The organism is Paenibacillus sp. FA6, from assembly GCF_051550225.1.
GTDB lineage: Bacteria > Bacillota > Bacilli > Paenibacillales > Paenibacillaceae > Paenibacillus_AQ.
Map to the genome: position 1 here is coordinate 2,758,910 of NZ_CP188820.1, position 22,686 is coordinate 2,781,595.

Annotated in this window: 19 protein-coding genes; 4 read left to right on the plus strand and 15 right to left on the minus strand. The window is 41.8% G+C overall.

Annotated features, from left to right (window positions below):
* Positions 1-6 precede the first annotated feature (6 nt).
* The 7 genes from ACP8HI_RS13045 to ACP8HI_RS13075 all read right to left on the minus strand — a co-directional run bounded on the left by ACP8HI_RS13045 (position 7) and on the right by ACP8HI_RS13075 (position 7,670).
* Positions 7-864 (minus strand): PHP domain-containing protein, encoded by an 858-nt coding sequence (locus ACP8HI_RS13045; RefSeq protein WP_438351482.1) that lies wholly within the window; start codon positions 862-864, stop codon positions 7-9.
* Between the two features lie 46 nt (positions 865-910).
* Positions 911-1,801 (minus strand): selenium metabolism-associated LysR family transcriptional regulator, encoded by an 891-nt coding sequence (locus ACP8HI_RS13050; RefSeq protein ID WP_438351483.1) that lies wholly within the window; start codon positions 1,799-1,801, stop codon positions 911-913.
* Between the two features lie 149 nt (positions 1,802-1,950).
* Positions 1,951-2,214, minus strand: coding sequence for a YlbG family protein (locus ACP8HI_RS13055; protein WP_438351484.1), 264 nt, complete (start codon positions 2,212-2,214; stop codon positions 1,951-1,953).
* A gap of 236 nt (positions 2,215-2,450) precedes the next feature.
* Positions 2,451-2,885 carry a YlbF family regulator gene (locus ACP8HI_RS13060; RefSeq protein ID WP_438351485.1) on the minus strand — a complete coding sequence of 145 codons (435 nt, stop codon included), beginning with the start codon at positions 2,883-2,885 and terminating at the stop codon, positions 2,451-2,453.
* 117 nt (positions 2,886-3,002) lie between these two features.
* Entirely contained in the window at positions 3,003-4,712 is a 1,710-nt protein-coding gene (locus tag ACP8HI_RS13065) for a hypothetical protein (RefSeq protein ID WP_438351486.1), read from the minus strand.
* A complete protein-coding gene (locus ACP8HI_RS13070; RefSeq protein WP_438351487.1) occupies positions 4,709-6,433 on the minus strand; it encodes a DNA repair helicase XPB in 1,725 nt (574 codons plus the stop codon). The genes ACP8HI_RS13065 and ACP8HI_RS13070 overlap by 4 nt, the downstream gene beginning before the upstream one ends.
* A gap of 61 nt (positions 6,434-6,494) precedes the next feature.
* Complete coding sequence (locus tag ACP8HI_RS13075; protein WP_438351488.1) at positions 6,495-7,670, minus strand: amidohydrolase; 1,176 nt, start codon at positions 7,668-7,670, stop codon at positions 6,495-6,497.
* A 213-nt stretch (positions 7,671-7,883) separates the two neighbouring features.
* On the opposite strand from ACP8HI_RS13075, the gene ACP8HI_RS13080 reads away from it, so the two are divergent.
* Both ACP8HI_RS13080 and ftsW read left to right on the plus strand, forming a co-directional pair.
* Positions 7,884-8,231 carry a YugN family protein gene (locus tag ACP8HI_RS13080; protein WP_438351489.1) on the plus strand — a complete coding sequence of 116 codons (348 nt, stop codon included), beginning with the start codon at positions 7,884-7,886 and terminating at the stop codon, positions 8,229-8,231.
* Positions 8,232-8,246: 15 nt separating this feature from the next.
* Entirely contained in the window at positions 8,247-9,470 is a 1,224-nt protein-coding gene (gene ftsW / locus ACP8HI_RS13085) for a putative lipid II flippase FtsW (protein ID WP_438351814.1), read from the plus strand.
* A 33-nt stretch (positions 9,471-9,503) separates the two neighbouring features.
* Here the strand turns inward: ftsW and ACP8HI_RS13090 are convergent, their stop codons facing one another.
* The 6 genes from ACP8HI_RS13090 to ACP8HI_RS13115 all read right to left on the minus strand — a co-directional run bounded on the left by ACP8HI_RS13090 (position 9,504) and on the right by ACP8HI_RS13115 (position 15,040).
* Complete coding sequence (locus tag ACP8HI_RS13090) at positions 9,504-9,890, minus strand: Asp23/Gls24 family envelope stress response protein (RefSeq protein ID WP_438351490.1); 387 nt, start codon at positions 9,888-9,890, stop codon at positions 9,504-9,506.
* A gap of 134 nt (positions 9,891-10,024) precedes the next feature.
* Complete coding sequence (locus tag ACP8HI_RS13095) at positions 10,025-10,312, minus strand: DUF1507 family protein (protein WP_438351491.1); 288 nt, start codon at positions 10,310-10,312, stop codon at positions 10,025-10,027.
* A gap of 131 nt (positions 10,313-10,443) precedes the next feature.
* Complete coding sequence (locus tag ACP8HI_RS13100) at positions 10,444-10,689, minus strand: HPr family phosphocarrier protein (protein WP_438351492.1); 246 nt, start codon at positions 10,687-10,689, stop codon at positions 10,444-10,446.
* A gap of 91 nt (positions 10,690-10,780) precedes the next feature.
* Positions 10,781-11,896 carry an aminopeptidase gene (locus ACP8HI_RS13105; RefSeq protein WP_438351493.1) on the minus strand — a complete coding sequence of 372 codons (1,116 nt, stop codon included), beginning with the start codon at positions 11,894-11,896 and terminating at the stop codon, positions 10,781-10,783.
* Between the two features lie 90 nt (positions 11,897-11,986).
* Positions 11,987-12,817, minus strand: coding sequence for a hypothetical protein (locus tag ACP8HI_RS13110; protein ID WP_438351494.1), 831 nt, complete (start codon positions 12,815-12,817; stop codon positions 11,987-11,989).
* Positions 12,818-13,054: 237 nt separating this feature from the next.
* On the minus strand, positions 13,055-15,040 hold the full coding sequence (locus tag ACP8HI_RS13115; protein WP_438351495.1) for a diguanylate cyclase: 1,986 nt from the start codon (positions 15,038-15,040) through the stop codon (positions 13,055-13,057).
* A 422-nt stretch (positions 15,041-15,462) separates the two neighbouring features.
* Here ACP8HI_RS13115 and rpsD point away from each other — a divergent pair, with 422 nt between their 5' ends.
* On the plus strand, positions 15,463-16,062 hold the full coding sequence (gene rpsD / locus ACP8HI_RS13120) for a 30S ribosomal protein S4 (protein ID WP_438351496.1): 600 nt from the start codon (positions 15,463-15,465) through the stop codon (positions 16,060-16,062).
* A gap of 154 nt (positions 16,063-16,216) precedes the next feature.
* The gene (locus ACP8HI_RS13125; protein WP_438351497.1) at positions 16,217-19,330 is read left to right on the plus strand and encodes a transglycosylase domain-containing protein; all 3,114 of its coding nucleotides are present in this window, start codon (positions 16,217-16,219) and stop codon (positions 19,328-19,330) included.
* A 171-nt stretch (positions 19,331-19,501) separates the two neighbouring features.
* On the opposite strand, the gene ACP8HI_RS13130 is transcribed toward ACP8HI_RS13125, so the two are convergent.
* On the minus strand, positions 19,502-21,076 hold the full coding sequence (locus ACP8HI_RS13130) for a glycoside hydrolase family 43 protein (RefSeq protein ID WP_438351498.1): 1,575 nt from the start codon (positions 21,074-21,076) through the stop codon (positions 19,502-19,504).
* Positions 21,076-22,686 (minus strand): response regulator transcription factor, encoded by a 1,611-nt coding sequence (locus ACP8HI_RS13135; protein WP_438351499.1) that lies wholly within the window; start codon positions 22,684-22,686, stop codon positions 21,076-21,078. The genes ACP8HI_RS13130 and ACP8HI_RS13135 overlap by 1 nt, the downstream gene beginning before the upstream one ends.

Consider the following 22,686-nt stretch of genomic DNA (forward strand, 5'->3'; position numbering starts at 1 on the left):
CTTTTGCTATTTATCTATACTTTTACTCAACTGTTCTAACACCTCTACGGAAACCGTGACACTACCGATATCACCATGGAACACAACGCCTTGCCTTGCTCCATGGAAATCTGATCCTCCAGTTACAATCAGATCATATTTCAATGCCATGGCTAGATAACGTAATTCTTCCTCTTCCCTATGATCAGAATGGTAGACTTCAATCCCTGCTAGGTTAGCTCTCTTTATAATATCTCTAACAAGAGTATCATCCCCATATATGCCTGGGTGGGCTAGTACTGGCGAACCTCCCGCTTCCCTAATCCATAAACATGCATCCTCAGGAGAAATTCGTGGTTCGGATACAAAAGCCTGTGCTCCTTCAGCTAAATAACGATCGAACGCATCTCGCATATCGGAAGCATACCCTTTATGAACTAATACATCTGCTATATGAGGGCGTCCAATGCTCTCATCAGCTAATAACGGACGACCTAATCCGTTGATCACTTCATCCAATGTGATGTTGACACCTAACCCTTGCAATTTATCAATGATTCGCCCATTCCTTAACTGCCGAGTTTCACGTAGCTTCACAAGCCTTTGTAGAAATAGTTCATCCTTATGATCTACGTAATATCCAAGTATATGAATATCTTTTCCCCCTGATCGGGTACTGATTTCAACGCCTGGAACAACGACTATTCCATATTCTTCACCCGCAGCCAACGCTTCTTCAATTCCAGCTACGGTATCATGATCTGTGATACTTATGGCAGAAAGTCCCCTATCTTTGGCAAGCACAACATTGACCGAAGGTGCTTGCATTCCATCGGAAGCTTGCGTATGAGTATGAAGATCACACTTCCCTTGCCCTTTGCTCATCTAGTCATCCCCTTCGAATTTTAGCTAAATAGTCAGAACTCATCACTTACTTTTGTTGCTTTAGAAAGGTGAGAAAGGTGACTGCTGAAATAGGTAATAGTGTCGACTTTAAATGTATAGCATAGAACTGCCTTTTAAACTCCACATCTCGGATATCAATCATCTTAACAAGTCCCAGTGCTATTTCATGCTTGACCGACGCAGGAGACAGCATCGTAATGCCAAGTCCTGCCTCGACAGCTGATTTCACAGCTCCTGTGCTTCCTAACTCCATAACCACCTGAAGTTGGTCTAGGTTAATTCCTTTATTAAGAAATTGATGTTCCATAACTTGACGTGTTCCCGATCCCTGTTCACGCAACACAAAAGGGTACTCAAGCACGTCTTCCAAGCTGACCACATCTTGCTCAGCCAACGGATGTTCAGCGGGTACGATCAGCTTCAACTCATCCTGCATAACCACATCAATGACCATATCTGGATGCTGAATGGGTGCCTCAATGAGTCCGAAATTAAGTTGGTGTTTACATATTTCATCTATAATCTGTGTCGTGTTCATCACTTTCATGACGATATTAATCTCAGGATATTGTTGCCCGAATGGACCTAGCAACCTCGGCAATACATATTCACCAATCGTTAGGCTAGCTCCAAGCTGTAATCTTCCCTGCAACATATGTGTAAAGGAAGACATCGCCACATCCGCTTCTCTCATAATATCAATGCTTCGTTGAGCGTAAGGAAAAAGAGTCATCCCCGCTTCCGTAAATTCAATTTTTTTGGTGGACCGATTGAGTAACTTCGTCCCAAAGTAATCCTCAAGCGCTTGAACCTGCATCGTTACAGCTGGTTGTGTCATATGTAGCATCTGGGCTGCTGAGGAGAAACTCCCACGTTCAGCAACCGTATGGAATATATGGAGTTGGTGAAAGTTCATAGTTGTCTTCCCCTTTCTTCGTCATCCTATTGTAACGTAAAGTTAGATTTCATAGATATTAGTATATTAAAAAAACGGCCCATAAGGACCGTATCGTTGTCATATCTAAAACAATGTTGAACTGGTATTGACTGTCTTACTACGCGATTCTAGAGACCATAATAGCTTGTTTTATCCGGGATATCACTGCTATACTCAGTCTGAATTTCATTACGATAGGAGCGTTCAATCTTACGAACATAAGAAAGTCTACGAATATTCTTGGCAGTTTCTTCTGCACGATCACCATTTACATACATGACTACGTAATGCATTTTTTTGGATATATAATGAACCGTTCCGTATTTCTCCAGGTTCCGAGCTGCTTTTATATCATTCACCCAAATAATAAAACCTGTTCGTTCCGCAAACATCTGCTTGCCACCTCTCTTTTAACAACTTCTCAAGCAGAAACGGCTATGCCGTCCTTTTGAAGGAGTTTATGCTTCCGATGCTAGCGATACTTCGTATCACTTTAAGGTATCCGTCTCTGCCGAAATATAAGAAATAGAGTATCAAGAATCAACTTCATAATTACGCAACCCGATTTAACTGCATCGGCGATTATGAAATTGATTCAAGTGAAACTTATACTTTCTTATATTTTAAATTAACCACAAGAACATTTGCCGCCGCTACCGCATCCCTTAGGCTGTGGATCATTACTAGGCACTTTAATACTATCTGACACTGAGAACGCAATGGTCTCAGACATCTGGTGTAGCATATCATCCAACTTCTTCTCTGCCCATTTGAAATTTCGAACTTCCTCATGCGATTCAAGTTCCAATTCCACGTTATGCACAGCATCTTGAGCAGCATGATAGTCGGGATGGAAATGCCCGAAACGCTCCGTTTCATCAAACAATTCTTTCTTTGTAGCTAATTTCTTAACCAAGGCCTGGATTCCCTCATGGGCATCTACTTGCCGCTTCCAATATAGATAATCTGACACGTCGACAGACTGATTGATTAAATCGCCTAATTCATAGGCGTATGTCAACACTTCTGCCATGTCAAATGTTTGTAATTCTGATACGCTCATGAACTTCATCCTCTATTCTTATTGAAGATTTTCTACTATTTATCATGTAGACTATTTTATCATAACATATCCTACACAGCTTATGAAGAGGTTTTCATGTCGTGAAACAGGTTCATATTAGGTAAATTCAGGAATCACCATTCTCATTTCCTTCCAATCACTACAAGTTAATTCAGTCACTTCATACTGTTGTATTATAGGGTTAAATATTTCTCCTGAAATTATATCACAATTATTGGAAACCTTTAAGGGGATGAAATCCACCTCATTCCCATGAAAAGATAGCTTCACCTTGGTCTTCCACAAAATAGCTTGTTCTATCATTTGTCTAACCGTGGATAAGTGATAGCTTCTGAAATCCTTTCTCCATCTGAGAGGTATTTGCTCAAGATCAGGAAATAATGATTGCGGTGTTGGAAGTTCATCGTTCACATCATATGGATACCGACTAATATCTTCTAGGATCAAATTATACCCTCCAACGCCACCTAACTCTTGCTCATCATCTACTGACAAAATTTCAAGACAACGATGACTTGGGAATGAATTCAAAACGTCCTCATTCGGCTTCATCTCTGCGTCCCATTTCTGGAGTGTCAATAATACATGAGCAGGCACTTCACTATTGACAGAAATGAAAGAAATCATGTCTTTAACCCTAATCCCTTTTTGTATAGCTTGAGTAACACTATCCTCCGTCAGTTTATATATGGACATGCGATCACTTATAAGGAGACTTGTGAACATCGATAATTTATAGTGCAATAGATTAGGTACATCCGGTAATACAATGATCTCAAATTCAGGTTGCACATAAAATGGGTTCGTTGAGACAGATTCAGGTTCCGATGTCCGATATTTCACAGTGTCGTAAAATAATGCATTCAGAACTTGATCGCTTGAGATCCTCCAGCGAAAACAACTCCGATGGTCTGCAAGTATCCCCACATCCATCCATCCCAATCCAGCAAGAGCTGATACCCAAGCTGTTGCACGCTCGATCATCTGATGTGTTCGTGAACGATCAAGTAGTTGTTGCTCAACCAGCCCTTCAATAAGAAGTTCAATTTCAACCCATTGACCTGACAGCAATGCAGGTTGAGAAATCAAACAGTACAGATGCTCCATATCAGAATCATATGAGCAATATCGCTCACTTACTATTTTTACAAGAACGCTCGTCATTTGTTCCGTACTCATCTTTAACCAGGTAGACAAAGCCTTCTCTTGGATAACGATGTTCCTACTATTCCTATGTACAAGCTTTAGACAATCAAGCAAATCTAACAGAAATGCGATATGCAATGGGGCGTCCCCAGCATCTCGTAATTGTAATGATAGCTGATTCAAGTCCTCAGCCCGCAGATGTACTCTCTCCTCCATCTTTTGAATACTTTTCTTATGTATAAACCCTTTAGCGCTGAGTAAAAGCCGATCCTGTCCGATAAACACTAGCATTTGGAACATATCAAACACCAATCCAGGTTTCGCTTCCTTTACAATTCGGAATTCTTCTTTCACTTCCTTTGGGACATGCCCATAAAATTCATTGTGAAGTCTTGGTAACTGTTCGATCGGGATGTAATACAACTGCTCACCCCATGATTTCATAACAGCCCGTATCCTGCCTTTCTTCCTTAGCGATATAAGCAAGAGATAATGCTCTGCCCCGCTACGTCCCAACATTCTTAGATTCATGAATTGGACATCACTGAACAGTTGACCTGCGAAACCCATGTAGATTACTCTCAACAACTCTCGCTCACTTGAATGTAATGATCTTAAGATGGGTCGATATTCGCCGTTGAATTCATCCGCTACTGTCATTGGAGAATCCGCCCCTTTATGTCATCATCTTTAGCATACGGAACGCACTCTATATCTGGTTGAATCTGAATAGCATATTCATATCCTTGTTCATACAGAAACATTTGACGCCGGATCGCGAAATACTCCTCTTTACTATCCTTGGAGACTAACGTGTAGAAATACGCTTTATTATCTAGGGATTTGGGACGCAATATTCTACCAAGCCTCTGAGCCTCCTCCTGCCGAGATCCAAAGCTGCCCGACACTTCGATAGCCACAGATGCTTCCGGTAGATCTACGGCGAAGTTAGCCACTTTAGACACGACAAGAACAGTTACCTCACCTTTTCTAAAAGAATCATATAACTGATTTCGCTCCTGCTGTGGCATCTTCCCACTAATAAGCGGAGCTTGAATAGATGAGGCGATCAACTCCAATTGGTCTAGATATTGTCCAATAATGAGGATACCAGCGTCTGCATGTCGTTGCACTATGCGATGGATCACAGGTACTTTACCTGGATTCTCCGCCGCAATCCGAAATTTATGTTTACCTTCAGCACCATGATATTGTTCCTTTACTTCCATCGTCATCGGCACCCTGATCTCCACACAATCAACCTTTGCGATCCACCCCTTGGTCTCCAGTTGTCTCCATGGAATATCAATCCTTTTCGGTCCCACCAATGAGAATACGTCCTGCTCGCAACCGTCCTCGCGTACCAATGTAGCTGTTAAACCTAATCGACGTGTCGCCTGAATCTCGGCAGTCGCACGAAATATAGGTGCCGGTAGTAGATGAACCTCATCATATATAATGAGTCCCCATCGCCGTTCATTAAAGAGCTTCATATGCTCAAATTCACTCTCTTTATTCCGCCGATGCGTAAGGATTTGGTACGTAGCTACCGTTACAGGTTTAACTTCTTTCTTTTGTCCCGAATACTCGCCGATCTCAGCAGATATTAGAGTTGTTTTGAGTTTCAGTTCATCCATCCATTGCCTCACAGATGTTGTGTTCGAGGTTAAAATAAGTGTTTCACACTGCAATTGGGCCATAATAGCCATCCCAATCACCGTTTTACCGGAGCCACACGGAAGAACTACCACCCCACTACCACCACTTCCAGGTAAGCCTTCAAACGCTTTGACTGCATCCTTCTGATAATCTCGTAATTGAACTAGTGGCTCCCCACCCTTGCACTTCCAAGACAGCAACAGAGTCTGCCCATCATCATAACCAGCCAAATCTAGAACCGGATATCCAAGCCTAGTTAATTCTTGTTTCAGCAACCCCCGAGAAGCTACATTTAAAGTCATCTCTGTTAAAGAGGTTCGTTGCAATCCAACGCTGAGTTTTCCCACCCACTGAATGACTTCATCCATTAGCTGCGGTTCTGAACTTCTCAGAATAAGCTGATGTGGAATGATAGCATCGATTTCAAGAGTTAGCTTCCCATAGCGAGAAACAATCTCATGTATATCCTGCATTAAGCCTGCTGGAACATCCCAGCGTGACAAAGACTGTAAACTATCCGTCACCATCGTAGCCGACCAACCTAAAGAGGCCGCGTTCCAAAGGGATAGCGGCGTAATCCGATAGGTATGGAAAGTAGAGGGGCTCTTCATTAATTCTGCATAACAGAAAAGCTGTTCTCGAGCTTCTTCAAATGCCTCATGCCCGCATTCTAGTAATACCGTGCGATCACGCTGTACAATACACGCTCTGCTGTTACCCATAACGACCTCCCTCTCAATTGAGAGATAGCTTTCCCCAATTGAAGGTGGAGTATTCTATATTTCAGCTCTTTGACTTATGGGATTCAACCATAGCAATGAAAAGTTTAAGCCCGTTACGCAACGCCTCTTCATCAAAATCGAAGAGCGGATGATGATGAGGGTAGATCATCGCTTTGTCACTATTCCCTGCCCCTACAAACATGAAGCATCCCGGTATTTGTTGAACATAATAAGCGAAATCTTCTGCGGGCATTAGCTTAGGCAACGACAGAACACGATCACTTGCAAAAGTCTTCTCTGCTACAGCAAAGAAACGCTCCACTTCTAAATCGTCATTCACAAGCGGTGGGTAACCCATAACATAGTCAACAACAGCTGTCGCACCGTAAGCTTGAGCCGTATGTGATGCCATGGATTCAATCCGTTGCCGAATCATTTGCCTCGTGTCCTCATCAAATGTACGAACTGTTCCTGTTATTCTACACTTCTCTGAAATAATATTCTGAGCTCCTCCTCCTTCAATTGTTCCTACCGTCACGACAGCAGGTTGAAGAGGATCTACCGAACGACTCACAATGCTTTGCAGTTGCATAACAAGCGCTGATCCAGCTACGATGCTATCAATCGTCACATGGGGAATCCCACCATGTCCACCCCTTCCAATGATATCAATAAAGAATTCATCAGCTGCTGCCATAAGTGCACCCGTAGCACTCCCGACACTTCCTACTGGAAGTGGTGTCCATAAATGTAACCCATAAATGACATCCACTTCATTCAATACCCCACTCTTAATCATTCCCTGAGCTCCACCAGGACACACTTCTTCTGCGGGTTGAAATATAAAAATAATTTCCCCTTGAAGCTTGCTTCGATGATGACTGAAATAGGTCGCGACCCCTAGCAGTATAGACGTATGTCCATCATGCCCGCAGGCATGCATGACACCTTTCACCTCAGAAGCATATTCGCACCCCTTCTCATCTTGAATCGGAAGTGCATCCATATCTGCACGAAGAGCGATTGTCTTGCCTGGTAGTGTTCCTTTAAGGGTAGCAACGACTCCGTAACCTCCACCGAATCCGGTCTGTACCTCTAATCCAAGTTCACGCAATATCGTCGCTACGAAGATGGCAGTGTTCTCTTCTTGATAAGACAGTTCAGGGTGGCGGTGCAAATGCCTTCTCCACTGTATCATCTTAAGTTCTATTTCATTGAGCAATAATTCTTCTATCATTACAATCCGCTCCGTTTCAGGATGTTACCTAATATATATAAATCATGTAGCCAATGAATCAATGAAGTTGGAACAACAATATATTGCATCTATTGTATCAGAAATGGCTTAAGAGTGGCTATTCATCACGACACTCTCGCTTGCAGAAGTTCTCGAAACATAATATCATGAATAAAGAAGTTTAGAGATTAACGAATAAGGAGATGAATAAGCATGATTATTGAAGACACGGGCTTGAATGGCCTTAAATGTGATTTGGCTTATATGGATGATACGGCGGAGAAGGCTGGTTTTTTCCGTTGGCAATGGGAATATTATCGTGCAACTTACGAATATAAAATTGAGGACAAAAGTAATAAGAGCGAGTATTTTGTTCGATTCAATACAAGAGCAGTTCAAGGGAAACTAGAAGATCCAGATACCATTCTTGAAGTAGAAGGCGTATACATGGGCAAAGCAACATACCCTCATGGTTTAGATTATGAGACACCTATTCCGGGTCCTATCCTTATTATTGCAAATAAAAAGTTACAACAATTCAAAACTATGCTTGAAGCTTAGTGTGAATAAAAAATGATGAAAGAAAATAATCCCCTTCCCAAAAAGGGGGCCCCGGATTTTCAATTACTTATCCTAACACTACTGCTTGTAGGATTTGGACTAGTCATGGTCTTTAGTGCTAGCTCGAGCTTAGCCGTTGCCAATGAGAAATTTAACAATGATGCTCTTTTCTTCACAAAGCGTCAATTCATTTCCGTTGCTCTAGGTGCCTTTTTTATGTTTATTGCTATGAATATTCCTTATAATAAATATAAAGTATTATTTATCCCTTTTTTTATTGTGACTATTCTGATGCTTATTCTAGTACCTTATTTGGGAGTCTTGCAAAATGGTGCCCGAAGCTGGTTCCGCTTCGGACCGATCAGTATTCAACCCACTGAATTTGCTAAACTTGCAACGATTCTGTATCTTGCCGCATTAATCACCAAAAAAGGTGAGCGAATGCGCGATCTCAAGAAAGGCTTTATTCCCGTCATCATGATTGCTGGGGCCGTTGCTGGGCTCATTATGATGCAGCCTGATTTAGGATCTTGTCTGATACTAGTCGCAACCTGTTGTCTTATTATCTATGCAGGTGGAGCTAGCATGAAGCATATTATGGGTTCTATCGCACTCATTGTTCTAGGTGCAGGTCTCGTGCTTGGAATGAGTGCACTCATTGGTTCATTTTCTCATACCGAAGCTTCGGCCACTGTAGATCAGAGCTATAAAAAGGATCGTATATCTGCCTTTTTAGACCCCTTTGAAGACGCGGATGGTTCAGGATACAATCTTATCCAATCTCTTACCGCAATTGGACAAGGGGGTATTACCGGGTCGGGGTTCGGACAAAGCATTCAGAAACTTCATTATCTTCCGAATGCTTACAATGACTTTATCTTTGCCGTTATTGGGGAAGAATTCGGATTTATCGGCACTTCATTCTTCCTTTTGATTTACTTATATTTCATCTGGCGCGGCATTATTGTTTCACTCCGATGTCCAGACCCCTTCGGTACGTTAGTAGGGATTGGAGTCATGGGTCTCGTTGCTATTCAAGCTTTTATTAACATCGGCGGAGTTACTCAGACCATTCCACTTACTGGTGTTACCTTACCTTTCATAAGTTATGGTGGTTCATCTACCCTGATCATGATGATAAGCATGGGAATTGTTCTGAGCATTTCACGTGAGAGTAATAAGCCTGTCGTACAAGAACGTATTAAATCCAAAAGAGACTATCGGGGAGTATCCCGCTAGTCTCTTTTTCTAGGTCATTCATGGGTGTGTAATCTACTTATTGCGAACAACTAAATCCTCGATCTCATCATCCTTGAAGGCGACACCTTCAACTTTGACATTAACCTCAACTACATGTAGACCTGACATACTCTCAATAGCTTCACGGACATTCTGCTGTAGCATACGACAAACTTCATGTATAGGAGTTTCGTAAAGTACAATGATACGCAAATCAATCGCTGCCTCTCGCTGGCCTACTTCGACTGTGACACCCTTTTGTACATTCTTACCACTAAGACGTTTAGCCCATCCTTCGGATAGCCCTCCAGACATCGCAGCAATACCTGGTGTCTCAAGCGCTGCCATGCCGGCAATCTTCGAGACGACATCATTCGAAATTCGTACACTTCCATTTTCTGATTGAAGTTGTTCCGTCATGCCCATCCCCCCTTATACCTCATTATTGGTAATTGTAAATCCAAAAGGAATGAAAAGCAAATACTCTTCTAAAAAAAATGCATGCCCGAGAATCGGCATGCATTTACATTCTATCTATGCCTGTAGTTCACAGGCTACTCCTTGTTGTTCAACGCCTCATAGAGAATGGCTAATTTACGCTCAAGTTGGCTAACCAATTGTCTTCCCGTAAATACATCTAGAAGATCTAAACGTACCGCGAAATCAACTTCTTTAGAGAAGCCGTACATTTGGGTGTCCAGTACTTCCTCATAGAGAGGGCAATAACGCGTTGCCAAATTCTCCATCTGAACTTCAATAAGCTTTTGAATTTTATCTGCATCTTCTTGTAGAAGATTAATCGCTTTGAGATTCAAATGTTCCTGTGTATCAGACGAAGTCATGTCTCTTCCCCCTATGTCCAAAAGTTAACGAATTAATTCTAATCTTAATATTAGTCGAAAATACACATCAATACAAGAACCCAAAAAAAAAAGCACCCATACTTGTAAAAGTAAGGGTGCTTTCGCTCACATTATTCAGTGATAACGGAAATTTGCAAATCATGTTTAGCAAATACTTCTTGCATAGCTACTTTAGCCTCGTCCGCATCTGGTCCATGAACATGTAGCTCATAACCCTTATGACTGACTAACGTAGTAAATAAGCCCAAAATACTTTTTACATCGATGTACTTATTTTCTGCTTGAAGAACGATGGAAGAAGTGAACTTACCTGCCGTTTGAGCAATTTCTACAACAGCTGCATTGTTACTAGACATAGGATCCCTCCGTAACTTCTCTTAGTTTTATTTTATATTATACCATACAATGATACCTTGAATACGCTTTTTGATGCAAGTCATTTCTATCTCATTTTAAATGATCAGGATTTAGTCCTTCTAGCTCGGCTATAACAAATATCCCATCCTTACGAATAAGCACATCATCAAAGTAAATTTCGCCACCACCGTAATCAGGACGTTGAATCAATACTAGATCCCAATGGATCGAGGAATGGTTACCATTATCCGTAACATCATATGCTTGGCCTGGTGTGAAGTGAAGACTTCCTGCAATTTTTTCGTCGAAGAGAATATCTTTCATTGGATGGAGGATATATGGATTGAAGCCTATCGCGAATTCTCCGATGTAACGTGCACCTTCGTCAGAATCTAGAATATCGTTTAATCGCGCTGAATCATTACTTGTAGCTTCTATAATTTGTCCATCCTTAAACGTAAACTTCACATTCTCGAAAGATACACCATTATAAACGGTCGGTGTATTATATTGAATTGTACCATTCACCGAGTTACGCACTGGCGCACTGTATACTTCACCATCAGGTATGTTCTTCTGTCCTGAGCATTTCTCAGCGCCTATACCCTTGATTGAGAAGCTAAGATCAGTCCCCGGGCCCGTAATCCGCACCTTGTCTGTTCTTCTCATCAGTTCTGCAAGTGGGTCTTGAGCAATATCCATCTTACCGTAATCAAGATTACATACGTCAAAATAGAATTCTTCAAAGGCTTCTGTACTCTTATTCGCCAATTGAGCCATACTAGCATTGGGATAACGAAGAACAACCCACTTCGTGTGGTTAACCCGCTGTTGACTATGTACCTTATGGTTATAAATAGAATTGTAAAGTTTCATTTTTTCTTCTGGTACATCGGATAGGTCATTCACATTTTCTCCTGCACGAATGCCGATATAACAGTCCATTTTCTTCATTCTTTCTAGATCCACTTCGGCCCATGTTTCCATTTGCTCTACCGTTGCGTAAGTAAATAATGTACGTTGAACAGATTTATCTGTCAGTTGAACGAAGGAGTTACCGCCCCGTTTTGAAACCTCTTCTATAATAGCTTTCATTAGATCACGTTCACTACCGATCATTTCGATCAGTACATTTTCACCAGGTTGTACATCTACCGAATATCCAACGAGATTTTCCGCGAGTTTTTGAATTCTAGGATCACGCATGCATAATTCTCTCCCTTTGATTTTATATAAATACCTTTTTTGAACATTGGTTAATTCATGAATCATTATATCATGTTTCGTGGGTGAAGCTTACATTTGAAAAACAACATCATTCACCATGATTTCATTCTGTTCATTTCCTTCCAAATCCAAAAAGGATATTTTGCTTTCGGAAGTTAGCCTTAATGGAAAGTTACTTTTACGATCAATAGTCAAATGATAAACCGTATCTACTTCAGCCTCTTTCAACATCGTCTGCAATTGCTCTTCTCCCTGTCTCCAGATGGCTTCTAATTCAGTTTGGGTCTCCGGTGAGTAAGTTGCATTCTGTTTATAGTATTCCGTTCTTAGGGCTTCCATTTCGCTACTCAATTGATGGTCTAACCACTTCAATGCATCCTCCGATTTCAGTTCAATACGAAGTACTCTAGTCCCTCTAGATGCGCTAGTCTCCTCCTGGATACTCTTGTTAAGTCCAGCAACACCATCCAGCTGACTTAATGGGTTAAACCTTACAAGAAGCTTATCCATATGGCTATCTACACTTGATGTATTTACCCAACCCCCTTGGAACCTCCGTAAATCTGCGGAAACATCGCTGATTCTTCCCTCTTCTTGAGTTTTATTTATATTCTTAGCCGATGCGCTCTGTATAGGCGCTTTTGTTTGCATGCTCAATAAATCATGGTTAGTAAGTTGGCCTTCATATGCAAAATGCTGTTCAAACCATCGTTGTTCATTTCTTCTTAATGCAGCTTCTCCAGTAAACGTTAACGTCTCAATCCCAGCCAGACCACCTAGCGAGAGTTGAAGTTGTTCTTCTGGCGATTTATTAGCAGACAGGAAATTACAGCTAGACAACAAGGTACATAAACCTACAATAACTCCCCATGTCCAGACGCTTCGCATATAGTATTTCATCTTGATCTACTCCTCACATGAATTGGCGCATAGTCTTTTTTTAAAAAATTAACCAAAAATTCAATACCTATATCGTTCCCATTCAAAGCTTTAATATAAATGATCCGTCTCTTGTTTCTTCAAACAAGCAGAAACCGCTATGCCGTCCTTTTTCAAGGAGCTTATGCTTCCGATGCTAGCGGAACTTATACTTACTTATATTCAGAAAAAAAGCACCCTCAACATCCGGGTGCTTCATCAACTATTTTTATCTTCAACTTGTATCTGATTACGTCCATTGTTCTTTGCTCTATAAAGTGCCATATCTGCTGAATAAAATAATGAATCTACACTAACTTGCTCATCCATCCAATTCCATTCAGAGATGCCACAAGATACGGTAACAGGAGGATCCGTCTCTACTTCAACAAGTTTACGAATTCTTTCTGCAATGACAATCGCCTGCTTCAACCCTAGTAGAGGTAAGTATATAGCAAGCTCCTCGCCACCCCACCTAGCTGCAAGATCATCCATTCGTATTGACAACTTAATAATTTCACTGACCTTTTTAAGGACTTTGTCACCTTTTTGATGTCCATAAGTATCATTGACCTGTTTAAATTCATCAATATCAACTACGATTAACGATCCACAATAATCATGTTTCTGTCTCTTATTAATAACTTCATCAAGATAGTGACGAGCATACAGATTCGTTAACATATCCCGATTAGCCATTCGTTTAACCTGAGCATGCAATAATGCATTACTAACAGAAATTCCAATATGATTAGACAACGCTTGAAGTAATCTATAATCATTATAAGTGAAGAAATGCGATCCCTGATGTGACATCAGAATAGCGCCGGTAACTTCTCCATTTACGATGAGAGGCGCTGCAATCAGAGACTTTGAACCACTTTTCTCCATGAATACAGAAGAAATATCCATCTTCGCTATATAATCCGATAATATTACCGGTTCCCCTTTTCCAAATACCAACCCACCAAAACCATAGTCCTTTTCAAAAACTTTCTTTGACATTGTTGGTACATTACAAGACACGACCTCTAAACCATCCAATTCCTTATTGAATTGAAGAATACAACAATAGTCCGCTTTAAATATATTCAAAAGCTCTTCACTCGAAAATCGATAAATCTCTGACAAACGAAGACTTTGATTCACTCGTCGTGTAAGTTCATTAATCAATCGTAGTTCTCGAATAAGTGAGTTAGATTGCTCGTATAACTTAGCATTCTCAAATAGAGTTCCTGCCGTATCCACTAGAGTCGACACAAACTGTAATTCCTGTTCAGAAACAGAGCCTTGTCCAACCAGCAAATGAAGGACACCATATACTCCCTGTTTACCTCCAAGCGGAAAACCTATTTCTTTCTGATACTCACCATTCTCCAATTTCGTTTCCTGAATAGTCAACCGTCCGTCCATAAATGTGCGCACACTAATATCATCCATTGTAGCCTGAAAAATGAGCGGTTTAACCCGTGGGTTCTCACTCTGATGATCTTGTGACATAAATAACTGTAAGGAAGTTTCAGGACAGAGGATAGCTATACTATCCAACACTTCAGTTAGAACCATGTCGACATCAATCTGACTTTGCATCCGCTGCACCATTTGATACAACATCGCTCTACGACCTGCTTCATCATTGATCTTCTTTTGTTCACTCATCATATCATCCACAAATATATATTCGAAATTTTTATAGAAACAGCTCTGAAAGAGAATTGGCATTAAGGAGATCGCATTCGTCACGCCACCTTCAACCCTCTTCTGAGGCAAAATACACACCATGATTGCATAAATCTCCTTAAGTCCACGAGTGAGTTGAGGAAACAAGCAAACCGAGTATTCCTCCTTATTGGAATTCACTTCCGCATTCCATGGCGCAATGATTTCAGCTTTATTAGTTAAGCAACGATCCAAGTGAATACGACCTTCATCTTTACAATAATCTGAGATCATAGAACTTCCAGCAATAAAGGAACCCTCGAATTGAAAAAGCCCCCACATTGTATATTCCATGATGGGCATTGAGTAGGATAGCTCCTCCCAATCTAAAAAGCTATTGGACAATAAGCTATCAATATGCGGTAAGTCATATGTTATAATATCCAAATTACCTAACCAAAAACGAACTGAATCCAAGGCTGTTGGAGGTCCACTCTCCTTAAGTAATCTCTCATGCTTTGAAATGATACTTTGATATTCCGACATTACATATAGCTCCTTTTCACTATATTTAAAAAGATGCTCCGTCCGCCCATCACAAATACATATACATATACACAATAACCATATTCTACTCTCTTAAACTAAATTTTGCACCAATAATTAATGATTTATCCCTACTTTTTTAGTTCTAAAGACCTATCGACAAGTTTCGACATCTTTATTTACAATATTAAACTTGACTTACATATAGTTTATCATATAAAATTAGTTGTTGAGCAGGTGATTTTTATCTAATGCTTTTGGGCGTAACGTTGTGTCACCCTCACGTATTTTGTTACTGACAAGACAGCGGCTGAACTTTCATGTCAATTGTGCTTTGAGCCATGAGCTACAGCACATGATACAATCTACGGCACAAATAGAACCCTACCTAAATTTCAACTATAAAAGGAGTCTACTATAAAATGGCACGTTACACTGGTCCTAAATTTAAATTAAGTCGCCGTCTAGGCATCTCTCTAAGCGGTAATGGTAAAGATTTGAAGCGTCCTTTCCCTCCGGGTCAACATGGCGCTAACCAACGCAGAAAAATCAGCAACTACGGTATGCAATTGCTAGAGAAACAAAAACTTCGTCACATGTACGGTTTGGGCGAAAAACAATTTAAGACACTTTTCAATAAAGCTCAAAAAATGCAAGGTATCGCCGGTGAGAACTTTATGATCTTGCTTGAATGCCGCCTAGACAACTTGGTTTACCGTCTTGGTTTTGCTAATTCTCGCGCTGGTGCTCGTCAATTGGTATCTCATGGTCATATCACTGTAAACGGTAAGAAAGTAAATATCGCTTCTTACAGATTGAATACAGGTGACGTTATCGGTCTTCGTGAAAGAAGCCTTGGCCTATCTTCCATTAAGGAAGCTATTGGGAACCGCAACCACCTTCAAGCTTACTTGGAATTCAATGACACGACTCTAGAAGGTAAGTTCATTCGCTTTCCTGAGCGTTCTGAATTGTCTCAAGATATCGATGAGAAGCAAATCGTCGAATTCTACAACCGTTAAGATTAAAATTCGAAGCCTGGAACTTATGTTCCAGGCTTTTTTCATTTCATTCATTGGAAAATTCCAACCAATATAGTAGTCTAATTAGGATAAAGCGATTCAAAAGTCTCTTTTTATGCTATAATAATCCCGTTAAAAGGAGGATCTAAAACGAATGGTTGATACAAATAAAAAGACATCAAAGGAAAAGCGCCCTCCAAAGAGATCTATTGGACGAATACTAGGGACAATGCTACTTTGGCTCATTTTTTTCGGGTTCTTGGGAGCCCTGTTTGTGGGTGGTGCCGGAATCGGCTACGTTTCAGCCAGAGTTCAAGATGACCCTGTACGATCAAGGGCTGAAATTGAACAAAAGATGAGTCAGAATTCGATTACTGGCTTTGCCTATTTTAACGATGGCACACAGATTGGGCAACTACGTACCGATGAAGACCGACGACCTGTCGAGTTCGAGAAGATTCCTGCAATCATCAAGGAAGCTGTTATCGCGATTGAGGATAACGATTTCTCAACCCATATTGGAATTGACTTCAAAGGTACGCTTCGTGCAGTGAAGCAAAGAGTGCTGAACGAATCCATACAAACAGGTGGAAGTACACTCACACAACAACTTGCCAGACGTGTATTTCTCAACCTTGATCGAACAGACGATCGTAAAATCAAAGAAATGCTGCTCTCGTTAAGACTAGAACGTATACTGTCCAAAGACCAAATATTCGCAGCATATTTAAACAAGGTACCTTTCGGTAACGGTTCGAATGGCTATAATGTATACGGTATTAAAGCTGCTGCTAAAGGAATATTCAACATAAGTGATTTGGAAAAAGTGAATATTGCCCAAGCTGCATATTTAGCAGGCCTACCTCAACTTCCGTCTAAGTATTCTGCCTTTAATGGGAAGGGTGAGTTCAACCCTACTGCATTTAATCGTGCAATGGATCGACAAAAGTTGGTATTGCGCCGCATGCTTGAAGAAGCCAAAATTACGAATGGCGAGTATAATGAAGCCCTTGCATTCGATATTCAGTCAACGCTAGCTACACAAACAGAAAAGGCATATTCCACATACCCTTATCTTATGATGGAAACCGAGCGTAAAGCTTCGGAAATTCTCTTATCTTTGGATACATCTTCTCAGAATAATGAACAAACAGAGAAAGATAAAAGCGATCTTATGGAAGAAGCAACGCTACAGCTAACTACTGGCGGATATCGAGTTTATACGACCATTAATAAAGATACTTACAGTGCGATGCACAAGATTTCCGAGAATGATAAGAACTTTAATCCGGACAGTAAATCGAAGGGAATGGAACAAACGGCAGCTATGCTGTTAGATAACAAAACAGGCGCTATTCTTGGAATGATTGAAGGTCGTGACTTTTATGAGGAGCAAATGAACTACGCAACTCAAATGGTTCGTCAACCGGGTTCAGCTATGAAACCAATCGCAGCATATTTACCTGCATTGGACTCAGGAGCTATCCAGCCTGCTAGTATCGTCGATGATGGACCGATTATTTTGAAAGATGGTCAGAAGGGGTTCCATATTCCTAAGAACTCATCGAGAGGTTACGAAGGCCTTGTTACAGCTCGATATGCTCTAAATATGTCCAAAAATACGATTGCCTTGAAGTTATTTAATAATGTGATCACGATTGATAAAGCATGGGAGTTCTCCAAGAGACTAGGGATTACAACAATTCAAGAAGCAGACTATGCTGCTACAACGGGTGTGCTCGGCGGTCTAAAGTATGGTGTATCCGTTGAAGAGCTGACTAATGCCTATAGTGCGATTGCTAACCATGGAACATTCCTTGATGCTTACATGATAGAGAAGATTACGGATTCAAATGGTAGTATCGTCTATCAGCATACACCTGAACCTGACAACGTCTTCTCTGAACAGACTGCCTATCTCATGACTGACATGCTGCGCACAGTTATTACTCAAGGTACCGCAAGTACAGTCAAGCAGAATTATAAGCATTCGAAAGAGGTTCCCATTGTTGGTAAAACAGGTTCGACACAGAATTATGCTGACGTATGGTTTATGGGGTATTCTCCTGATGTTACTCTTGGAGTCTGGGTTGGATACAAAGAGTCTGTTAACCTACTCGAGGGCAACCAGAGAAAGAATGCACAGAACATATGGACACTCATTATGAATGATTTGGTCGAAAAGAAACCTGATTTATTCGTTACCCCTACATTTGAGAAACCATCTGGAATTACATCGAAGACGGTGTCTGCATATAGTGGGAAACTACCTTCTTCATTAACAGATAAATATGTGACCGACTTGTTTAATTCCAAATACGTCCCTATGGATAGTGATGATGGCATCGCAAAAGCGAAATACATTACGTATAATGGTGTGAATTATATTCCTCAGGATACGACACCAGAAGATATGCTGAAAGAAAAGATGGTCATTAAACGTGAGTATCCTATTCAGGATCTAATCAAGGATCTTCAAAATGCTTTCACAGTCATGAAGAAACATGAATCTTTGGAATACTACCTGCCTAAAGACGCAACTAGCGATATGCCTACACAGATTGATCCAAGAATCGATGACGGTGGTGCACCTACAGCAGCTAATGATGTGAGCCTCTCCATGGAGAATGGAGCTGCACAGATCAGCTTTACACGTAGTGGATCACAGGACGTCGTAGGCTACCGTCTGTATCGTTCACTAAGTGGCAATGACTTTCAACATCAAGGGCATGTTGTACGAAGTGATGAGTCTTTCGTATTTACTTTTAAAACTTCTGCCAGCTATACGTATGACTTCTATATCACAGCAGTCGATGTAGCAGGTCATGAGTCAGAGCCAAGCGCGATCGTCGGCAATAGCAGTAGCCAGACACCTGATCCGCCGGATGAGATTATACCAGAGCTCCCTGGCGAAGGCGAAATCACCGATCCAGATCAGGGTGATCAAGACATTACTATTGATGATATCATTACACCTCCGATTGGAGAGGCTCTACAGAGTATTCCAACAGCACCTGGTCAGCCGGCCATTAAATCTACTGAGAATGGGCTCCAATTAAATTGGTCCATCAACGGTATGGATACTGTCGACCGCTACAATGTCCATTACAGTAAAGAGCAGAATGGTGTGTATTCACAGATTGGTTCAAGCCAAAGATCAACTTTGGATTTGAACACTACTACCGCATTAATAGGTTGGTACCGTGTAACCGCAGTTAATAATGCTGGCGAGTCCGCACCCTCAGCCTCCACTTATTACGAGAAGTAGTAGTTTCTATCTATAATATCTAGCTCAAACAACAAGAAGACCCGGAGTTATTCTTCCGGGTCTTCTTGTTGTTTGCATTTATGCACTTGTCCAGCTATTGCTATTCCAGGTTTTCGTTGAGCTATTTCGTTACCCTCGTTTACTCCGTTTCCACATTCTTATGGAGGGTACCTAGCAGTGAATACCCGTTACCTTGAACCCGTTGAAATCTGCATATCCGCCAAGCTTGTCATCTGATTGGGCGAATAATCCGACTTTAGCTCCGACCCACCTGCTGACCACAGCCTGAAACAGCGGTCGGTCTATGGACTCGAATCGCTCGCCATCCAAGCTATAACGGAAGAAGCACAGAGCTCCTGCTTCGACGTCAACCTGCAAGATAACCTCTTGCTGAGTAACTGGAACATAGTGCTCCCACACGACTTGCTCTGTTTCGATACTGCCTTCAATAAGTTGTAACAGAAATCCATCGTTCTCTTCCCTCGGGCTGCATACAAGAGCAGCATAGCTATACCCAAAGATAATTAAACCGGCCTGATCGCCTTTCTTTAAATTCGTCATATTCAGATGGGTTGAAGCAGCAAATTCCGGTGCCGGAAATTTCTGCAGAAGCAAATGAGGCGCCTGGAAAAGTGTGTCCTTGTTACCGACGGCAGGCTGGGCGAACAAACGTAATTGTCCCGGGCAGTCCTTAAGCGAGTACCAACAGGATTCCGGGTTAGCCTGCCATTGCCACTGTAAACCAAGCCGCTCATGTTCGAAATTATCTGAAGCAACTGGCGCTTCGATTTGATAAACCGCACCTACATCCGGTTTAAGTACCCGTGCAACGGGTTCTCCAATTCCGTCTCCATCTACATCTGCTCCCATATGTGGCCAGTCGTCAATCCAGGTGACTGGCTGCAAATGTACAATTCTTCCGTAAGCATCCTTATGCTGGAAATGCATGAACCACGACTCACCCGATGCTAGCTCTACCCATGCGCCTTGATGTGGTCCGTTGACTACCGTTCCCCCTTGTTTCAGTACAATCCTCGCTTCATAGGGACCGAAGGGTTTATCAGACCGCAGCACGGTTTGCCAGCCTTCCTCAACGCCACCAGCCGGAGCGAACACGTAATAAAACCCGTTGCGTTTGTACATTTTTGGTCCTTCAATGGTTGGAAACTGTATCGAATCGTTTATAATGTCAACTCCGTCATCCAACAACCTCTTACCGTCTAACGACATCCGGCAGACCCGCAAACGGTGCTTGATACCACTGCGGCTGTGTGCGTACGCATGTACCAGATAAGCATGTCCGTCATCATCCCAGAATGGGCACGCGTCAATTAATCCCCTTCCTTCATGTACCAAATGGAGATCTGACCATGTCCCAGCAGGATCCTCGGATGTCGTCATCATGATGCCGACATCGGGATCACCATAGAAAATCCAATACTTACTATCATGAAATCGGATGCTTGGTGCCCAGACCCCGTTGCCATGCTGAGGGGTCTCGTAACCGTCCATAGGCATGCGCTCTAAAGCATGATTGATCAGACGCCAGTTGACCAAATCCTTGGAATGCAAAATCGGCAGCCCGGGTATATGCCCGAAGCTTGATGAAGTCATGTAAAAGTCCTCCCCTACTCTAATGACATCCGGATCGGAGTAATCAGCGTAAAGCACCGGATTCACATACGTTCCGTCTCCTTGGTCGGCCGTCCATGGGCCCCATGGATAATCGTTGCAATTTGAGTTCATTATCTTGCCTCCCCATCGATATCTTTTTGCCTTTGTTTAAATTCGCTTGGACTCATACCAATGTATTTCTTGAATACTTTCGAAAAATACGCACGATCCGAATATCCAAGCATGTAAGCCACATTTTCAGCTGTTTCGTTATTTGGCGCCAGCAGTTGTTTAGCTTCTTCCATCTTGAGCAGATGGACGTGATCCGTAAAATTAAGTCCAGCCATTTTTTTAAAAAGACGGGAGAAATAACTGGGATTCAAATGAAGATACCTAGCGATATCAATGGATGTGATCGTTTTATGAATATTCTCATAAACATACGCATTAATGTCTCGAAGATCTGGATTTGAAGTATAATTTTCCTCATACGCGGATTTAGTCTGCTCCAGCAAGCGGTCCGTAAACCAGCGAACGATACGGAATGCTTCTCCGATGCGGATCGTCTGTCTGATATCCTGCTGTAGAAGTTCATCCATTTGTCGTCCAAGCTTGAATGCCGCCTGCTGCAACAAGCGGATCAACAGATCCTGGGCCTTTGAAGGCTTCAACCTTAACTCACCCATTAATTTCTCGATTGTTCCTAGATACATATGAACGAGGGAACGGTTGAAATCGCACAAGGCCACTGTCCACTTTTCAGCATATTCCTCTATAGTGCGGGTATCCATTTCCCCTTCTGTTCTCGCATTTGACTGCTGGCTATAGCCGACTTTGACGAGCCAATAAGAATCATAATATTGTAGGCTAATCTCCTCTTTAATCCCATAAATCGTCGTTTTTAACTGGGTCAGCGGACCAGCGCTATCATCGACTGTGAAATAACATTCAATTTTCAAAAATTTATCCAACTTCCCGCGGAGTCTGGATAAATAATCAGCAAACTCTCTTCTTGCAACTTCGGCATTCGAAGTGTTGGCAATGAGCCAAAGCCGGGTATCACGGGACATGATAGGGATGATGGATGTCCCCTCTGCAAGCTCCGACGCAATATTATAGGCAGCGTAACGAACTAAATCCAGATTCACCCTATCATAAACTTCGAACAGCCTACCCAGATCCAAATGACATAGAACCGTTGAGAAACAAGGTTGATTCCATTCGATTCCCAATCGTTCCCCTTGTATTAACCAGGCTTCCGGGTCCGCTGCATGAAGTAGATCATCGAAAAATTGCTGTGTCAAAATATCCTTGTTTCGTTCTACATCACTTTTATAGGCAATTCTCTCCAGCTCCATTTGAACCGAATTTATTCGTGTCTGGGCTTTGCGAATGCTCTCTATCATTTTGTGCGGACTGAGTTCAGCTTTCACAATATAATCGTCCGCCTCAATACTAAGAGCTTCTTTGAGAAAATGAAAATCTTCATGGCAAGTTAAAAAAACTACTCGTAGTCCTGGATTGCTTATACGGAAATGACGAGCAAGTTCAATGCCGTTTCCGTCCGGTAAGCCGATATCGGTAACGAGAATATCCGGCTGTGTAGCATAGAATAATTTCTGAGCTTCTTCGGCAGAATATGCCATGGCGCAAACACTTATTTCAAGCTGCTCCCAAGGTACAAGCTTCAGTAAATACTCCACAACTGGCACGTCATCATCGATCAGCATCACTTTGGTCAT